Source organism: Bradyrhizobium sp. KZN70725, from assembly GCF_055264925.1.
The window spans coordinates 43325-58889 of sequence record NZ_JBUYWT010000037.1; the positions used below are offsets into that span (position 1 = coordinate 43325).

The following is a 15565-nucleotide window of genomic DNA, read 5'->3' on the forward strand; positions in this document are numbered from 1 at the left end:
TTGAGCCAAATCATGGCGCGCAAACCGAACGCGGACTTCGGCAAACGGCGACCGGTCGTGCCGGCGGTGCCGACGCCGCCGCGGCCGGATGCGCCATCCAAGCGCTCCAATCACGTCGCGCTGCTCTTGATGGGCACGCTCGCGGTCGGCGGCAGCGCCTACGCGCTGATGCCGCGGCCGAATTGCCAGCCGATGCCGCCGACGCCGCCGGGCGTCACCGCACCGGGCGTCGTCACACCGGTCCCGCCACAACCAGGCGTCGACTGCACAACGCGCAGCTCATCGTCCGGATCGGGCGGCAGCAGCGGCTCGTCGCGCAGCAGCTTCTACAGCGGCAGCTCGTCGTCGAGCGGCACCTCCTCTTCCTCGAGCTCGTCGTCTAGCTTGTCGGTGAGCCGCGGCGGCTTCGGTTCATTCGCGCATGCGTTCGGCTTCAGCGGCAGCTGATGCATGTTGCCGTGTCATCGCCGTGTCATCGCGCTTTCGCTTGCCCGGCGAACGCAGCTGATGGAAACTCGCCATGGCTCCGCAGACGGCAAGGCAGGGATTGCGTTCATGAAACGCTCGCGCCGGGTATGGCTGAAATTGATGGGAAGTATCGCGATCGGCGCGGCGTCGATCGGCCTGACGCCAAGCCATGCCCGCAGCCACCACCATGCAGGACACGGAAGGAAGGGAAAATCGGCGGAACGGTCGCCCTCCGGCGGCTTCGGCGGCGCGCCGCGCACCATCGCCCGCTACGGCGACGACGATCCGTCGCATGGCGGAAGCTGACACCAGGCTGACGAGCGAGCGCGGTTTCCCCTCATGCAACGCATCGCATGTCCCGAACGCGACGATTGGCGGACGACTGCCGAGAACGCCGGCTTCACCTTCCACACCATCGACGGCGAACGGTACTGGGACGAGCGCGCCTATTACGCCTTCACGCTGGACGAGATCGAGCGCGCGATCGAGGCGCCGACCGGCGAAATCGACGCGATGTGTCTCGAGCTGGCCGGACGCGCGGTCAGGGATGAGCGCTATCTGCGCCGGCTGAAGATACCGGAGGCGTTCTGGGATCTGATCGCGGCAAGCTGGCGCCGCAGGAATCCGAGCCTGTACGGCCGGCTCGATCTCACCTTCGACGGCCGCGGCCCGGCCAGGCTGCTCGAATACAATGCCGATACGCCGACCTCGATCTTCGAGGCCGCGGTGTTTCAATGGACCTGGCTCGAACAGGCAATCCAACGCAACATCATCCCGAAGCGCGCCGACCAGTTCAACTCGATCCACGACCGGCTGATCGAGGCCTGGAAAAGGATCGGCGCGACCCACCCGCTGCATCTCACCGGACTGACCGGAAATCCCGAGGACGCCGGCACGCTCGCCTATCTCGAGGACACCGCGGCGCAGGCCGGGCTGAAGACCACGCTGCTCGACATCGAGGAGATCGGGCTGCGCGACGACGGTCAGTTCGTCGACCTCGACGAACGCCCGATCGCGCTCGCGTTCAAGCTCTATCCGTGGGAATGGATGTTCCATGACGCATTCGGCAAGAACCTCGCGACCGCGCCGACGCAGTGGATCGAGCCGCCATGGAAGGCGATCCTCTCCAACAAGGGCATCCTGCCGCTGCTCTGGGAGATGTTCCCGAACCACCCCAATCTGCTGCCGGCCTATTTCGAGGACGACCCGCAGGCCGCCCAGCTCGGCACGTCGTTCGTGCGCAAGCCGATCTATTCGCGCGAGGGCGCCAATGTCGAGCTGGTCAGCGCCGGCGTCACGCTGGTCGCCGAGCAAGGCCCCTACGGCGCCGAAGGCTTCATCCGCCAGGCGCTGGCGCCGCTGCCGAATTTTTCCGGGCAGTATCCGGTGCTCGGCAGCTGGCTGGTTGACGGCACGCCCTGCGGACTCTCGATTCGGGAAGACGAGAATCCGATCACCGGCAACACCTCGCGCTTCCTGCCGCACGCGATTTTGTAGTTCATGAACGTTGAAAGAACGCGGCTCTGTCGCCGTCATCCTGAGGTGCGAGCGCTTGCGAGCCTCGAAGGCTGCACGGCCCCGCTGGTGGCCGTCGACCCTTTGAGACGCCGCTTCGCGGCTCCTCAGCGTGACGGGGTTAAAGCGAGATGTCTCGTCTCACCGCGCAGCGGACGCAACCGCCTTCAGCACATGCAGCGCGGCGCCGGCGCGCGCGACCGGAGCGACGCTCGGCTGATACAGTCCGCGCCGGTCGGGATAGGGCCTGAACAGATTGGTGATGCCGACCACGGATTCCGCCGCGCCAAGCGCCAGCACGCCGTCGGGCTCGAGCATCCGGGCTACCTTGCCGAAGATACCGGCCTTGGTCTGCTGATCGAAATAGATCAGCACGTTGCGGCAGAAGATCACGTCGAAGGTGCCGAGATGCGAGACGTCCTGCAGCAGATTGAGCTGGCGGTGCTGCACCATGCCGCGGATATCGGCGTTGAGCTGCCAGAGCTCGCCCTTCTGCACGAAATACTTGACCAGCAGCTGGATCGGCAGGCCGCGCTGCACCTCGAACTGGCTGAACAGGCCGGCCTTGGCCTTTTCGAGCACCGCCTGCGACAGGTCGGTGGCGATGATCTCGATCCGCCAGCCGGCAAACAGCGCAGTCATCTCCTTCAGCAGCATCGCGATCGAATACGGCTCCTGCCCGGTCGACGACGCCGCGCACCAGATGCGCAAGCTGCGGCGCGCCGCGCGCGCCTGCGCGAGCGCGGGCAGCACCGCTTCCTTCAGATGGTCGAATGGGATCTTGTCGCGAAAGAAGAAGGTCTCGTTGGTGGTCATCGCTTCGACCACCTCGGATGTCAGCAGCTCCGCGCCACCCTTCATCCGCTGCACCAGCTCGGGAATCCCGGCGAGGTTCGACCGGCGCGCCAAGGGCAACAGGCGGCTCTCGACGAGATATTGCTTGTCGGCGGAGAGATCGAGGCCGGAACGCTCTTTCAGCAGCTTACGCAGATACTCGTAGTCCAGCGGCGTCACGAACGGTCTCCCGCAAATACCCGAACAAGCTTCGGTGCGATCTGATTGAGCGGCAGCACCGCGGCGCAGATGCCGGCATTGACCGCAGCACCGGGCATGCCCCACACCACGCTGGTCGCTTCGTCCTGCGCGATCACGCTGCCGCCGGCGGCGACGATGTCCTTGCCGCCGCGCATGCCGTCGGAGCCCATGCCGGTCAGGATCACCGACATGATGCTGCCCTGCCAGACATCGATCGCGGAGGTGAACATCGGATCCACCGCGGGCTTGCAGAAATTGACCGGCGGCCCGTCATCGAGCGCGATCGTGGCATCGACGCCGTGGCGGGCGACGCGCATGTGGCGCCCGCCGGGTGCCAGATAGATCTGGCCCGGCTTGATGCTCTCGCCGTCGATCCCCTCATGCGCCGGCCGCTTGCTGGTGCGCGCCAGATGCTCGGCGAGAATGGTGGTGAAGGTCGGCGGCATGTGCTGGGTGATCAGCACCGGGAAGCGATCGATCACCGGGCCGATCTCGGCGACCAGCGTCATCAGCGCCTGCGGGCCGCCGGTCGACGAGCCGATCAGCAGCACCTTGGGCGGCAGCAGGCCGAACGAACGGCGCGTGGCCTGGGCCGGCGCTGTGTGCGCAGCAGCGGGCGCCAGCGGACGCGGCCTGTCATGACCGGGCGCAAGCGGCGGGCTTGCCATCGAGTGCAGCGGGTTGCGCCGCGCCTTGGCGCCGAGATGACGGATCTTCTGGATCAGGTCGTGGCGGAAGGTTTCCGCGGCGGTGGCCTCGCGCGTGCTTTCCGGTTTCGGAATGTAGTCGGACGCACCGAGCGAGAGAGCCTTCAGGCTGATCTCCGCGTTGCGGCGGGTCAGCGTGGAGGCCATGATGACGACGAGATCGCGCTTCTTCGCCAGCAGCTGCGGCAGCGCCGAGATGCCGTCGAGGTCGGGCATCTCGATATCGAGCACCGCGACATCGGGGTTGATGCGTTCGAGCTGGTTGACGGCGTCGAGGCCGGTGCGCAGCGAGGCGACGACTTCCATGTCGGGCTCGGCGCCGATCCAGCGCGAGATCATCCCGCGGATCACCACGGAATCGTCGACCACCATCACCCGCACCTTGTCGGAACGGGTCGATGTCGGGACCGCAGTACTTGTCAACGCAACACTCATGACTTCACCAGCGACGCAACACGACGCACAACAACCGTTGAGCCGAAGGCTTCTGCCGCCGGATCGAACGAAGAATCTAAGTCAGCATGATCTTCTCGGAAAACCGGTTCCCACTTTTCCGGATCATGCTCTAAATGAGTCCGACTTCCTGGAACTTCGCGGTGACGATGTCCCGGTCGAACGGCTTCATGATGTATTCGTTGGCACCGGCATGCAGCGCGCGTGCGATATGCGCGACGTCATTCTCGGTGGTGCAGAACACGACCTTGGGCTGATCGCCGCCGGGCATGCGGCGGAGATTGCCGAGAAACTCGTAGCCGTCCATGACCGGCATGTTCCAGTCGAGCAGCACGGCTTCCGGCATCGCGCGCTTGCAGGCCTCGAGCGCCTTGGCGCCGTCCTCGGCCTCGACGATCTGGAAGTCGAGCCCTTCCAGGATGCGGCGGGCGACCTTGCGAATGACGCTTGAGTCATCGACAACAAGACAGGTTCTCATCTGCGACCTCTACTTCCTCATCCCCGGTGGGATGTTTCAGTTCTTCAGTTCGGGCGGCCCTGTTCACGCCGCTTTGGCATCGGGCACCAGTTCGAGCACGCGATCGATATCGAGGACGACCATGAGCTGGCCGTCGAGGCGATGGACGCCGCCGGCGAGCTTGGCCATGCGGGGATCGAGGTTGACCGGATTGTCCTCGCGGCTGTTTTCGGAGAGCCGCAGCACCTCGCCGATCTGGTCGATCAGCAGGCCATAGGATTCGCCGCGCTGGTCGACGCCGACCGCCATCGGAGGCTTACCGTCGTCGGCCTTCGGCAGCCCGAGCCGGGCGCGCATGTCGACCACGGTGACGATACGTCCGCGCAGATTGAGCACGCCGGCGATCTCGCTGGAGGCCAGCGGCACCCGCGTCAGCCGCTCCGGCATGAACACGTCCTGCACCCGCGAGATCGGCAGGCCGAACAGCTGCCCGCCGATCACGGCGGTGACGTATTCGGCCATCGCGCCTTCGCTGGTCTCGGTCTTGCTGGTCATCGATCCCTGTCCTTATCCCGTGTCAGGCCGCGCGGCGCAGTTCGGCGGTCTGCTCTTTCAGCGCCGCGATCAGCCCGGGACGATCAAACTTGGCGACATAGTCGTGGAAGCCGGCCTGCCGGCCGCGCTCGATCGCCGCCGGCGACACCATCGCCGACAGCGCGATGATCGGCAGCCCGATCAGATTGTGGTCCGAGCGGATGTTCTCGGCGAACTCAAAGCCGTTCATCTCGGGCATCTCGATGTCGGTCAGCACGACGTCGAAGCTCTGTCCCGAACGCAGCGCGGCGAGCCCCTCCTGCGCGCCGCCCGCGGTCCTGACCTTGTAGCCGGCGGCCTTCAAGACCGGCGCCAGCATGTTGCGGAAGAAGGCTGAGTCATCGACCAGCAGCACCGACTGCGCCGAGGCCGACGGCCGCATCTCCTTGCGCGAGAACCAGTCGGCGAACGCCATCGGCAGGAAGTGGCCGACGTCGATCACCTCGGTGGCCTGGCCCTTGATCACGGCCGAGCCCAAAATGCCGTCCTGCGAACCCGCAACCTCGATGTTGAGCCGCTCCTCGACGATGTCGATGATCTCGTCGACCACGAGCCCCATCGAGCGGCCGTCGTCGGCGAACACCAGGATCGGCTGCGAGCCCTGCGACTGCACCTCGACGCCGGCCATCTGCACCAGCGGCATCAGCTGCTCGCGGTACTGCACCATGTAGCGGCCGTTCGAGAGTTCGATCTTGTCGGTTGCGATCTCCTCCAGCCGGGTGACGAGGCCGAGCGGCACCGCCTTGGGCTGCGAGGAGCCGGCGCGGAACACCAGGAGCGAGGTCAGCTGCTCGCCGCTTGCGGCGTGGGCGTTCGCATTGTCGTCGGCGAGGTCATGGGCCGAGGAGCCGGACGCGCCGAGGGCTTTTGCAATCCCGTTGGGGTCGATGATCATGATGACGGCGCCATCGCCAAGGATGGTGTTGCCGGAGAACATGTCGATGTGCCGCAGCTTGGTCGACATCGGCTTGACCACGATCTCCTCGGTGTGGAACACGCCGTCGACCACGATGCCGAAGGTCTGGCTGCCCACCTGAGTGACCACGATGAAGCCATTCTCGGCATCCGTAGTCGTCGCGCCGTCGTCGATCTTCAAGAGCTTCTTGAGGTGGATCAGCGGCAGCAGCTTGTTGCGCAGGCGCAAGACTGCGGTGTCCTTGATCCGCTCGATGCGGTGCTCGGAGTTGGCGCGGGCCCGCACCAGCTCGACGACAGACAATTGAGGAATCGCAAAGCGGTCGCCGCCGGCTTCCACGATCAAAGCGGAGACGATCGCCAAGGTCAGCGGGATCTTGATGGTGACCGAGGCGCCCTCGCCGGCCACGCTCTTGATGTCGATGGTGCCGCCGATCTGGTCGATATTGGTGCGCACCACGTCCATGCCGACGCCGCGGCCGGACACCGAAGTCACTTGCGCGGCGGTCGAGAAGCCCGGCGCGAAGATGAACTTGTGGATCTGGGCCTCGGTCATCTTCTCGAGCTCGGCCTCGGTGACGAGACCGTTTTGGAGCGCCTTGGCCTTGATCCGCTCGGTGTTGAGCCCGCGGCCATTGTCGGCGATGCAGATGATGATGTGGCCGCCCTCGTGATAGGCGGAGAGGCGAATGGTGCCCTGCTCCGGCTTGCCGGCTGCGAGGCGCTCGGCGGTGGTCTCGAGCCCGTGATCGGCGGAGTTGCGCACCATATGCGTCAGCGGATCCTTGATCAGGTCGAGCACCTGGCGGTCGAGCTCGGTGTCGGCACCGTGCATCTCGAGCTCGATCTGCTTGCCGAGCTCGCCGGAGAGATCGCGGACGATGCGCGGCAGCTTCTGCCAGGCATTGCCGATCGGCTGCATGCGCGTCTTCATGACGCCTTCCTGCAGCTCGGCGGTGACGTTGGAGAGCCGCTGCAAGGGCACCTTGAACTCGGTGTCCTCGTTGCGGCGGGAGATCTCCAGCAGCTGGTTGCGGGTCAGCACCAGCTCGGAGACCATGGTCATGAGGTGTTCGAGGGTGTCGACATTGACCCGGATCGACTGGTTGGCGATCTTGTCGCCTTCCTGGACATCCTCAGCGGCCGCCTTGCGGGCCGGCTTCTTCACAGCCTCGGCCGGCTCGGCGGCGGGAGCCGCAGCGGCAGGCTTCGCGGCCGGCGCCGGTGCGGCGACTTCGGTCTCGGTCTCGCGGAAGGCGCGCTCGAGCTCGTCGAGCGAGACCTCGCCCGGACGCAGCGGACGCTCCAGCGTCTGCACCACCAGCGCGCCTTCGGTCATTGCCGCCTGCACCGACGGAGCTTCGACGACCGGCACCTCTTCTTCAGCAGCAACCGCCATCGACTGCGTCGAATCGGACATCGCCGCCATGCCGTGCTCGACCATCGCTTCCAGCTGATCGATCAGGTCACGGTCGTTGCCCTCGGGCTCGGCCTCGGTCGCCTCGAGCCCTGCAAGGATCTCCTTGATGCGGTCGATCGAGGACAGGATCAGCGTCACGGCTTCCGCCGTCACCGGCATGCCGTCGCGGAATTTGCCCATCAAGGTCTCGCCGGCATGCGCCAGCGCCTCGAGCCGCGGCAGCCCGAGGAAGCCGCAGGTGCCCTTGATGGTGTGCACCAGCCGGAAGATGTTATCCAGGATCTTCGCGTTGTTCGGATCCTGCTCGAACTGCACCAGCTGGTTGTCGACCGTATCCAGGCTCTCGCTGCTCTCCGTCAGGAACTCGCGCAACAGATCGTCCATGGATAGGTCCCCTCAAGGTGCTACGGAACGCTCGCCTTGCATCGATAACTTGGCCGGCTTCACGGCGACGTTAATTTTGCCGTCCGTGCAAATACGGACGATGAAGCCCTTCAGCAGTTCGACGACGCATCACGACATCACGGCCAGTCTCACAAGGACAGGCCCCTTACCACCCGAACGGGAAAGAGGCCGTTCCACCGGTCATCGCAATTTGAACTAATTGGAATTGAGGACCGCTAAGTCTGGCAAAACGTTCGCGACATGACGACCGCCTGCATCCGAACGCGATCGCTCATTGGTTGAACCCGGCGGGATGGCTAAGCGCAGCCAAAGAAAAGGCGGCGGAGTTTCCTCCGCCGCCTCGATAGTCGATGCCTGTCGCGGCTACGCTTAGCGGAGCAGCTGCAGCACGCTCTGCTGCGACTGGTTGGCCAGCGCCAGCGCGGACACCGCGATCGACTGGCGGGTCGACAGCGCCTGGCTGTTGGCCGCTTCCTCGTTGGTGTCTGCCAGCGTCAGGTTGGACGAGCCGGTCTGCAGCACGTTGATCAGGTTCTTCGAGAAGTCCTGGCGGATCTGCACGATCGACAGGTTCGAACCAAGGGTCGAAGCCTGGGTGCGCAGCAGGCCGCTCGCGCTGTTCAGCGTCTTCAGCGTCGCGTTGGCCGAAGCGTTGTCCACGAAGTCCGTGCCGGCGGTCAGCTTGGTGAGGTTGAGGCCGGTGGCGTCGAAGGTCACGCCCTGGATCTTCAGCGTCGAGGAGCCCGTCTCGTTGAAGGTCAGCTTGAGCTGATCGCCATTGAGCAGGTTGATGCCGTTGTACGACGCGTCCTGGGCGGTCGTGGTGATCTGGTCCAGGATGTTGTTGTACTGGTTGACCAGGTTGGCGCGGTTCGCCAGCGCAGTCGGGTCCTGCACCGGAGCGCTGCCCGCAAGGCCGTTGAACAGCTTGCCGGCGCCGGCCGCCGTGCCGCCAATCGTGCCGATGGTCGCCGAAGCGGCATCGTTGGTGGTGCTGATGGTGAGCGCACCGGCCGCACTGAGCGAGGCCTGCAGGTTGTTGGCCGCCAGCGCGGCGTTCAGGTCGTTGAGGGACTTCACCTTGCCGGCACCGGTGCCGAAGGTGATGTTGGTCGCAGTGCCGTTGCCGGTTGCGCCGATGGTCAGCGTGAGGGTGTCCAGCGGGCTCGCGCCAGCCGTGCCGGTTGCGGTTGCCGTAGCACCGGCCGGGAGGCCGAGCTGCGTCGCGTCGCCCGAGCTGAACGTACCGACGGTGAGCGTGTCGCCGGTGCCGGCGGTGTTGGTGCTGGTCAGGACCAGCTTGCCGGTGCCGTCGATCGAGGCGGCGACCTTGGCGCTGGCGCCGACCTGCGTGTTGATCGCATCGCGAACCTGGGTGGCGGAGTAGTTCGTGCCCGAGTTCAAGGTCACAGTCTGGCTGTTGATCTGGAACGTCAGGTTCGCGCCGGCCGCGGTGAGGTCGATGCCGGTATAGGCGGCGGTGCTGGTGAGGGTCGCATTGGTCGGGGTCGCGGTGCCGAGCAGGTTGTCGGCGGTCGCGCCGGGGATCGCGGCGGTCGTCACCGACGACTTCGCGGAATAGCCGACGGCGGCCTGCAGGGCCTGGTTGGCGACCGACTTGGCGCTGTCGACCAGCTTCTGCAGCGAGGTGATGCCGGTGTTGGCGGCCTGCAGCACCTGCACGCCGTTGCCGATACCGTCCAGGAGGTTGTTGATGTCGCTGGCGCGGTTGTCGAGCGACTGCGCCGTGAAGAAGTTGGTCGGATTGTCGAGAGCAGTGTTGACCTTCTTGCCGGTGGACAAGCGGTTCTGCGTGGTGGCGAGCAGGTCAGCGGTCGACTGCAGCGAAAGCAGGTTTTGACGGACCGATGCCGAAAGAACGATGCCGGACATACTGGATACCCTTCTGGATGAACACGATTGACGCGACGCCGTAAATTTCGCACGGCGACCCACGTCACACTGGTCCGTCCGCGCTACCCGTTCGTTAAAGGGCTGGTCCGTACAAATACCCAGGACGGCCTTGCCGGTGATTCGACGGGCGGCCGGCGCGATGGCTGGCCGCGGCAGCGCGCGGTCGGCGCCGGACCGACGTCATGGCCGTGAATTTCCTGCGCATGTGCAGGACTTGCGACATCCCGGCGCGGCAGGCCCGGCGCGTCGATAGCCGGCGTTGCAGGTCACCACGATGCAAAGTCCAGCGAGGAACAGAGTTAATGGAAATCAATAAATGAGAGACAAAGTCGCGCTGGGATCTCGCGCCGCGCGGATCGACGTCGATCACCGGTCCCGGCGGCGGCCACGCCGTCTGCCCTCCAGAGGGTATAGTTTCAACACCACAACCCTTGTGCAATTGGACAGGCAAGCTATGTTCGCAGTCCTTCCACACGCCAAGAGTAGGTGATGCGAGACCGTAGTGCTCCCGCCCTCGGCAGGAGCAGCAATGTCCGCGGTATCGCGTCCGCCCAATCGTCTGTTGCAAGCACTTCCCCCCACGGAGTACGCGCAACAACTTCATCCTCTCCTGGAAACCGTCGACCTGACCAAGGAAACGGCGCTCGCCGATGCCGGCGCGCCGGTGCAGCGGGTTTATTTTCCGCATAGCGGCGTGGTCTCGATGATGATCAATCTGTCCGACGGGCAATCTGTCGAGATTGCAACCGTCGGTCGCGACGGCGTCGTGGGCGCGTCTGCCGCCCTGCACGAGCGGCCGCTGCTTGCCGATGCGATTGTCGTGGTGCCAGGCTCAGCCTCGATGATGCGGGCGGAGGATTTCCGCGAGGCAGCAAATCGCAGCGCGGATTTCCGGACCCTGGTCGCGCTCTATGAGCAGGCGCTGATGGCGCAGACGCAACAATCCGTCGCCTGCAATGTTTCGCATCCGGTGGAGGCACGGCTGTCACGATGGCTGCTGCGCGCACGCGATCTGTGCGGCAGCGAGGCGTTGCCGCTAACCCAGGAGATGCTGGCGCAGATGATCGGCGTCCGGCGCAATGCGGTTTCGATTGTCGCACATGGGTTTCAGCAGGCCGGCATCCTGCGTTACAGCCGCGGTCATATCGAGATCACCGATATCGACGGCCTGCGGAAGGCGGCGTGTGAATGCTATACGACGGTCAAGGCGCACGCCGAACAATTGATCGGGCCGGAAGACTGACTGGCGCGCCGCCAGCCCCAACTGCGATCGAGCAGACAACCCGAATGTGCGGCGATAGGTCTATTCCTATTGGAACCAAGACATGTTTCCATTGGAACCCTGGCGTGCCAGAATAGGTTGCAAGGACGTCCAGCCGCACGTCAGCCCTGGGCCCAGAGACAAGCTTTGCCGGCAGGCTGGAGGTTGCTTTGGAAACGGTTCCTCGATCACCCAACGGATTCCTGGCGTCGCTCTCGGCGAGCGATTTCGAATTGATTCGGCCGCATCTGCGGACGGTCGACCTCGCGGCCGATTCGGTCCTGGTCGAGACCGACGAGATGCTCAAGCGGACATACATGCCGCACAAGGGCGTGATCTCGCTGGTGGTCAAGCTGGCTAGAGGCGAGCGCGTGCAGGTCGCGATGGTCGGCCGCGACAGCATCTATGGCGCATTCGCCCCGCTCGTCGAAGGGCCTGTCCTCAACAACGCCACGGTGCTGGTGCCCGGCGTCGCCTCGACCGTGGAACTGGAGCCGTTGCGCGCAGCTGCCGGCCAGAGCCCGACGCTTCGCGCGAGATTGATCCGGCACGGGCTCGCCGTCTATGCCCAGATCCAGCAGACCGCCGGCTGCAACGCCGCGCACACCGTGGAGTCACGGCTGGCGCGATGCCTGCTGCACACGCGCGATCTCTCCGGCAGCAACAAGATCGTCCTGACGCAGGAGGCGATGGCGCAGATGATCGGCGCGCGCCGCAACAGCGTGTCGCTGGTCGCGCATACCCTGCAACAGGCCAATTTCATCCACTACAGCCGCGGGCACATCGAGATCACCAACGCGGATGGGCTGATCAAGACGGCGTGCGAATGCTACGCCGCGGTCAAGGCGCAATATGCCGGACTGCTGAATTGTCAGGAAGTCGGCCGTTAGAGTTTGTTGTTTTTGCCGCGTCTTCTTCGCGCAAGCCGGCACCCGCTTCGCTCAAAAGCGCTCTGACCGCTGTGCAAGCCGTACTTCTACGGCGTGCGATTTTCATCGTCGGATAACGCTGTTTCCTCACATTCACGTGGACGCACGGGGGAGCCGATGTTCACGTACCAGACGACCGACCGGAAGGAAGCCCGGCGCTTCCGCATGGCCCAGTTCAACGGCCGGACCGCCACCATACGGTCGGCCGGCGCGACCGTCACGGGACGCGTGCGCGCGATCGTCGAAAGCAGGTCTGGCGCGACCGCGGCATGGGTGGTCACGATCGTTCCGGATGAACCGAAGGCATCCGCGACGGCCGCGCGGCTCGCACCGCGCCTGTGCTTCGCCGCGGAAGACGATTTCTGAAAAGACGATTTCTGAGAACCGGGTCCTAACGAACCGAACACCGCTCAGAGCCCCATTCCGATGGAATCGGAACGGGGCTCTGGTTTTCAGTTTTGACGCGTCTTCTTTGCGCGAACCACTTCGCTTGAAAACGCTCTATGCCGAATGCAGCAAGGCCTTGCGGACGAGGTCGGCGGTGTTGCGCGCCCCGAGCTTGCGCATCGCCTCGGCGCGATGGCTCTCGAACGTGCGCGGGCTGATGTTCATCCGCAGCGCACCCTGCTTGTTGGAATAGCCGTCGCTGATCAGGCTTAGCACTTCACGCTCGCGCTTGGTCAATGGCTTGCGGCCGGCTTCCGGTGCGAACACGACATCCGGCGGCCGGGAGCCTGCCGGCTTGTCGTCGCCCGGCGGCCTGAGGTCTGCGGCCGGGACGGCATTGGGATAGAGGTCGGAAATCTGCTTCAGCATCGCGGACACGCGCTCGGTCTGCTCGAGCGCGTTCTCGATCACCTGCCGCAGATAGACGCCGTTGCCGGGCGCGTGCGCGAATTGCTGACTGTGCTGCTTGAGTTCGTTCATATAGAGCAGCAGCGCCGTCACCGGCCCATTGAACTGCCGGACGATCGCGGCACCGGCGTCCGCCTGCGGCCGCGGCCCTGCGGGTCCCTGAGTGTCAAGCGACTGCGGCTCGAGCGTCGCGGTTCCACCCGTCCATGCCGGAAGGCGCGCCTCGGCTCGGTTGTCATGTTGCGTCATAAGTATGGTTTACCAAAGGTGAACTTGTGGCCGCGTTAACATGGGGCTCCGTAGAACTACGGGTGACGCAACTGTGACCTCGGTCCCCGACCTGCCAAGCAGGCGCAGGTTACCGCTGATTTGGCAACGAATCTCGCATATTTGAGTCGAATTACAGTATTCTTACGGGACGGGTAAGCGAGGTGGCCACCGGCGGGATGCGCGGCCCGGCATTGACGGTTCGACCAGCCGTTTCCGGCCCCTTGGTTCCGGATTGAAAAAAGCGGCCCGGCATCGCCTCAAGGGCGCCGGAGCCGAAGGAATTTCTGCAGGAACCGCCCCGAAAGAACGAACCTGAACCACCAATACGCCATTCGCCGGGTCGTCATCGATCATCCCTCTGGGCATCGGGATGGCCCCGGCATACCGCACGCGGGCGCGCGCACCTATGAGACGGTTCACATCAACCGAGAAGCGTCGGGCAGGCACCGGATCAGGCGAATGTCAATTTACAGCCCCGGCAGGCGTCGCGATGATCGCCGCCTCTCGATCAGCAATAAGGGCGCGGCCATGAAGCGAGGGCGGAACGGATCCTGGATTTCCTTGATGACGATTGCGGCGCTCGCCGCGGCACTGCTGCTTAGCGCAGGCGCGCAGGCCCAGACCCCGCCGACCAGCGATGCAACGCCGACGCCCGACACCGCGGTCATGCTCACCATCTTCTTCAAGCATGATCAGTCACGACCGCTCGGTGAGCTCAATGCCCAGCTTGAGCGGCAGGGCTTCTACAAGGCGTTTCCGCCCGAGGGTGTCGAGGTCGTCAGCTGGTACGTGATGATGGGGATCGGCCAGGTGGTGACGCTGCGGTTGCCGGCGTCGCGGCTGCGCGAGGTCAACCGCGTCATCGAGAACAGCGCCTGGGGCGCCTACCACACGGAGTTCTACCCGACCTACGACTACAAGGCGGTCGGGATCGGCAATCATGAAAAAGCAAAGCAGTAGCCGGTCGCATCGAGACCGATGCCGGGAGTCACGGCCGCGCGCCGGACTTGCCGGTTTTGGCCGAAGACCGGGCTGGCGATTGGATCCGATCCACCGCCTATGCGTGAGCCCGCGAGCGCTGGCTCAATCGCTTTGCCAGTGTCCGCAAATCCTCGGCGCGCCCGCTGCAAAGCAGGCGGCTGAATTCGTCAGGATCGATGGAGGCAGGCGGAAAATCGGCTGGTTTGCGTGCGGCCCGACGTAGCCAGGTCAATCGGAAGAGACGCTTGAGCATCTTCATGGTTGTCAGCCCCGATGAGCGTCATTGTTAAATCGCGGCAATGAAATTTGGTTCCACACCTTGTGGTCGCCCGACGCAAAATTTGGTTCAACGCCGTCAGGCGAACAGCGCCTTGCGCTTTTGCACGCGCGCAATGGATCGCCGCACCGCGGCCTGATCAAGTGATCCATCCTGCACCGCACCCGCGACCGCCGCGGCGATGCCGGCCATCCCCTGCTCCTGGTCGAACAGATTGTTGCCGATGCAGATCATGTCCATGCCGGCGGCGATCGACTGCAGGCTGGCCGCGCTTGTGCCGAGCGCCTTCTGCAGCCCCTGCATCTGCATGTCGTCGGTGATCAGCAGCGTCTCGGGCAGACGACGGCGAAGCCGGCCGAGCCCGGCCGATGACAATGTCATCGGACGCTGCGCGTCCCACTGCCGGACAATGGCGTGGCTGACCAGCACCGCATCGCCATAGGTGCGCGGCGCCAACGCGTAGAACAGCTCCTCCTGCTCGGGACGCAGCGCATCGGAAATGTCCATGAACTCCAGGTGCGAATCGACGCTTGCACCGCCGATGCCCGGAAAATGCTTCAGGCAGAGGCCTACTCCCGCCTGCCGCGCCGCAGCGTCGACCAGCCGGGCATTGGCCTCGACCTCACCGATATCGGGCGAATAGGACCGCTTGATCCTGCCGATGTTGGGATTGTCGGGATTGTAGTCGACGTCGATGACAGGCGCGAAATTGTAGCGGATGCCGAGCCGGCGCAGCTCGCCGTAGCTTGCGGCCAGCACCGTCTGCTTTTCCGCGCGCGCGAGCAGGTTGAACTCCTTCGCGCTCGGCAGCGGCTGAAAACCGCAGCTGTCCTTGAGCCGGCGCACCAGGCCGCCCTCCTGGTCGATGAAGACCAGCGGCCGCGACGGCAGCGCCGCGATCTCGGCGCAGAGCGACTGCACCTGCGCGGGCGAGGCGATGTTGTTGTCATACTGCCGGGTCCGGCAGGAATAGTCGAACAGGATTACCCCGCCGAGCCCGAACTGCGCGGCAAATTCCTTCAGCCAGGGCGGAACGACCTTGCCGTAAAAGCCGAGAATGAAGAGTTCGCCGACGGACATGGCCGCTCGATTCAGTTGCCGCATGGAAT

15 protein-coding genes are annotated in these 15565 nt (G+C 64.7%); 7 read left to right on the plus strand and 8 right to left on the minus strand.

Annotation, left to right across the window (positions count from 1 at the left end; translation table 11 throughout):
- The first annotated feature begins 12 nt into the window (after window positions 1-12).
- The 3 genes from ACZBJS_RS28770 to ACZBJS_RS28780 all read left to right on the plus strand — a co-directional run bounded on the left by ACZBJS_RS28770 (window position 13) and on the right by ACZBJS_RS28780 (window position 1965).
- Window positions 13-447 (plus strand): hypothetical protein, encoded by a 435-nt coding sequence (locus ACZBJS_RS28770; protein ID WP_316395330.1) that lies wholly within the window; start codon window positions 13-15, stop codon window positions 445-447.
- Between the two features lie 108 nt (window positions 448-555).
- On the plus strand, window positions 556-774 hold the full coding sequence (locus tag ACZBJS_RS28775; protein ID WP_168856231.1) for a hypothetical protein: 219 nt from the start codon (window positions 556-558) through the stop codon (window positions 772-774).
- 33 nt (window positions 775-807) lie between these two features.
- The gene (locus ACZBJS_RS28780) at window positions 808-1965 is read left to right on the plus strand and encodes a glutathionylspermidine synthase family protein (RefSeq protein WP_316395329.1); all 1158 of its coding nucleotides are present in this window, start codon (window positions 808-810) and stop codon (window positions 1963-1965) included.
- 159 nt (window positions 1966-2124) lie between these two features.
- Here the strand turns inward: ACZBJS_RS28780 and ACZBJS_RS28785 are convergent, their stop codons facing one another.
- The 6 genes from ACZBJS_RS28785 to ACZBJS_RS28810 all read right to left on the minus strand — a co-directional run bounded on the left by ACZBJS_RS28785 (window position 2125) and on the right by ACZBJS_RS28810 (window position 9862).
- Window positions 2125-2997, minus strand: a complete 873-nt coding sequence (locus ACZBJS_RS28785; RefSeq protein ID WP_229192928.1) for a CheR family methyltransferase — start codon at window positions 2995-2997, stop codon at window positions 2125-2127.
- Window positions 2994-4160, minus strand: coding sequence for a protein-glutamate methylesterase/protein-glutamine glutaminase (locus ACZBJS_RS28790; protein WP_057015193.1), 1167 nt, complete (start codon window positions 4158-4160; stop codon window positions 2994-2996). Before ACZBJS_RS28790 ends, ACZBJS_RS28785 begins: the two co-directional genes overlap by 4 nt.
- Window positions 4161-4290: 130 nt before the next feature.
- Window positions 4291-4656, minus strand: coding sequence for a response regulator (locus ACZBJS_RS28795; protein ID WP_018273268.1), 366 nt, complete (start codon window positions 4654-4656; stop codon window positions 4291-4293).
- Between the two features lie 63 nt (window positions 4657-4719).
- Complete coding sequence (locus tag ACZBJS_RS28800) at window positions 4720-5190, minus strand: chemotaxis protein CheW (protein ID WP_076824388.1); 471 nt, start codon at window positions 5188-5190, stop codon at window positions 4720-4722.
- A gap of 22 nt (window positions 5191-5212) precedes the next feature.
- Window positions 5213-7948 carry a hybrid sensor histidine kinase/response regulator gene (locus tag ACZBJS_RS28805; RefSeq protein WP_463439602.1) on the minus strand — a complete coding sequence of 912 codons (2736 nt, stop codon included), beginning with the start codon at window positions 7946-7948 and terminating at the stop codon, window positions 5213-5215.
- A gap of 390 nt (window positions 7949-8338) precedes the next feature.
- Window positions 8339-9862, minus strand: coding sequence for a flagellin N-terminal helical domain-containing protein (locus tag ACZBJS_RS28810; protein WP_076834571.1), 1524 nt, complete (start codon window positions 9860-9862; stop codon window positions 8339-8341).
- Between the two features lie 550 nt (window positions 9863-10412).
- On the opposite strand from ACZBJS_RS28810, the gene ACZBJS_RS28815 reads away from it, so the two are divergent.
- The 3 genes from ACZBJS_RS28815 (at window position 10413) to ACZBJS_RS28825 (ending at window position 12439) form a co-directional block, all read left to right on the plus strand.
- Window positions 10413-11126: a Crp/Fnr family transcriptional regulator gene (locus ACZBJS_RS28815; RefSeq protein WP_316395440.1), complete on the plus strand. Its 714-nt coding sequence runs from the start codon at window positions 10413-10415 to the stop codon at window positions 11124-11126.
- Between the two features lie 188 nt (window positions 11127-11314).
- Window positions 11315-12034, plus strand: coding sequence for a Crp/Fnr family transcriptional regulator (locus tag ACZBJS_RS28820; protein ID WP_057020884.1), 720 nt, complete (start codon window positions 11315-11317; stop codon window positions 12032-12034).
- 156 nt (window positions 12035-12190) lie between these two features.
- Window positions 12191-12439, plus strand: a complete 249-nt coding sequence (locus ACZBJS_RS28825) for a hypothetical protein (protein WP_253588544.1) — start codon at window positions 12191-12193, stop codon at window positions 12437-12439.
- Window positions 12440-12574: 135 nt separating this feature from the next.
- On the opposite strand, the gene ACZBJS_RS28830 is transcribed toward ACZBJS_RS28825, so the two are convergent.
- Window positions 12575-13177 (minus strand): response regulator transcription factor, encoded by a 603-nt coding sequence (locus ACZBJS_RS28830; protein ID WP_316395439.1) that lies wholly within the window; start codon window positions 13175-13177, stop codon window positions 12575-12577.
- 585 nt (window positions 13178-13762) lie between these two features.
- On the opposite strand from ACZBJS_RS28830, the gene ACZBJS_RS28835 reads away from it, so the two are divergent.
- On the plus strand, window positions 13763-14158 hold the full coding sequence (locus ACZBJS_RS28835; protein WP_371852191.1) for a hypothetical protein: 396 nt from the start codon (window positions 13763-13765) through the stop codon (window positions 14156-14158).
- Window positions 14159-14534: 376 nt separating this feature from the next.
- On the opposite strand, the gene ACZBJS_RS28840 is transcribed toward ACZBJS_RS28835, so the two are convergent.
- A complete protein-coding gene (locus ACZBJS_RS28840; protein ID WP_316395438.1) occupies window positions 14535-15536 on the minus strand; it encodes a glycoside hydrolase family 3 N-terminal domain-containing protein in 1002 nt (333 codons plus the stop codon).
- Between the last annotated feature and the right edge of the window lie 29 nt (window positions 15537-15565).

Excerpts from the sequence above, each read along its gene's own strand:
- ACZBJS_RS28795 (WP_018273268.1), bottom strand. The coding sequence starts at position 4,656 with ATGAGAACCTGTCTTGTTGTCGATGACTCAAGCGTCATTCGCAAGGTC.
- ACZBJS_RS28775 (WP_168856231.1), top strand. The coding sequence starts at position 556 with ATGAAACGCTCGCGCCGGGTATGGCTGAAATTGATGGGAAGTATCGCG.
- ACZBJS_RS28835 (WP_371852191.1), top strand. The coding sequence starts at position 13,763 with ATGACGATTGCGGCGCTCGCCGCGGCACTGCTGCTTAGCGCAGGCGCG.
- ACZBJS_RS28830 (WP_316395439.1), bottom strand. The coding sequence starts at position 13,177 with ATGACGCAACATGACAACCGAGCCGAGGCGCGCCTTCCGGCATGGACG.
- ACZBJS_RS28790 (WP_057015193.1), bottom strand. The coding sequence starts at position 4,160 with ATGAGTGTTGCGTTGACAAGTACTGCGGTCCCGACATCGACCCGTTCC.
- ACZBJS_RS28840 (WP_316395438.1), bottom strand. The coding sequence starts at position 15,536 with ATGTCCGTCGGCGAACTCTTCATTCTCGGCTTTTACGGCAAGGTCGTT.
- ACZBJS_RS28810 (WP_076834571.1), bottom strand. The coding sequence starts at position 9,862 with ATGTCCGGCATCGTTCTTTCGGCATCGGTCCGTCAAAACCTGCTTTCG.
- ACZBJS_RS28780 (WP_316395329.1), top strand. The coding sequence starts at position 808 with ATGCAACGCATCGCATGTCCCGAACGCGACGATTGGCGGACGACTGCC.
- ACZBJS_RS28800 (WP_076824388.1), bottom strand. The coding sequence starts at position 5,190 with ATGACCAGCAAGACCGAGACCAGCGAAGGCGCGATGGCCGAATACGTC.
- ACZBJS_RS28805 (WP_463439602.1), bottom strand. The coding sequence starts at position 7,948 with ATGGACGATCTGTTGCGCGAGTTCCTGACGGAGAGCAGCGAGAGCCTG.
- ACZBJS_RS28770 (WP_316395330.1), top strand. The coding sequence starts at position 13 with ATGGCGCGCAAACCGAACGCGGACTTCGGCAAACGGCGACCGGTCGTG.
- ACZBJS_RS28825 (WP_253588544.1), top strand. The coding sequence starts at position 12,191 with ATGTTCACGTACCAGACGACCGACCGGAAGGAAGCCCGGCGCTTCCGC.
- ACZBJS_RS28815 (WP_316395440.1), top strand. The coding sequence starts at position 10,413 with ATGTCCGCGGTATCGCGTCCGCCCAATCGTCTGTTGCAAGCACTTCCC.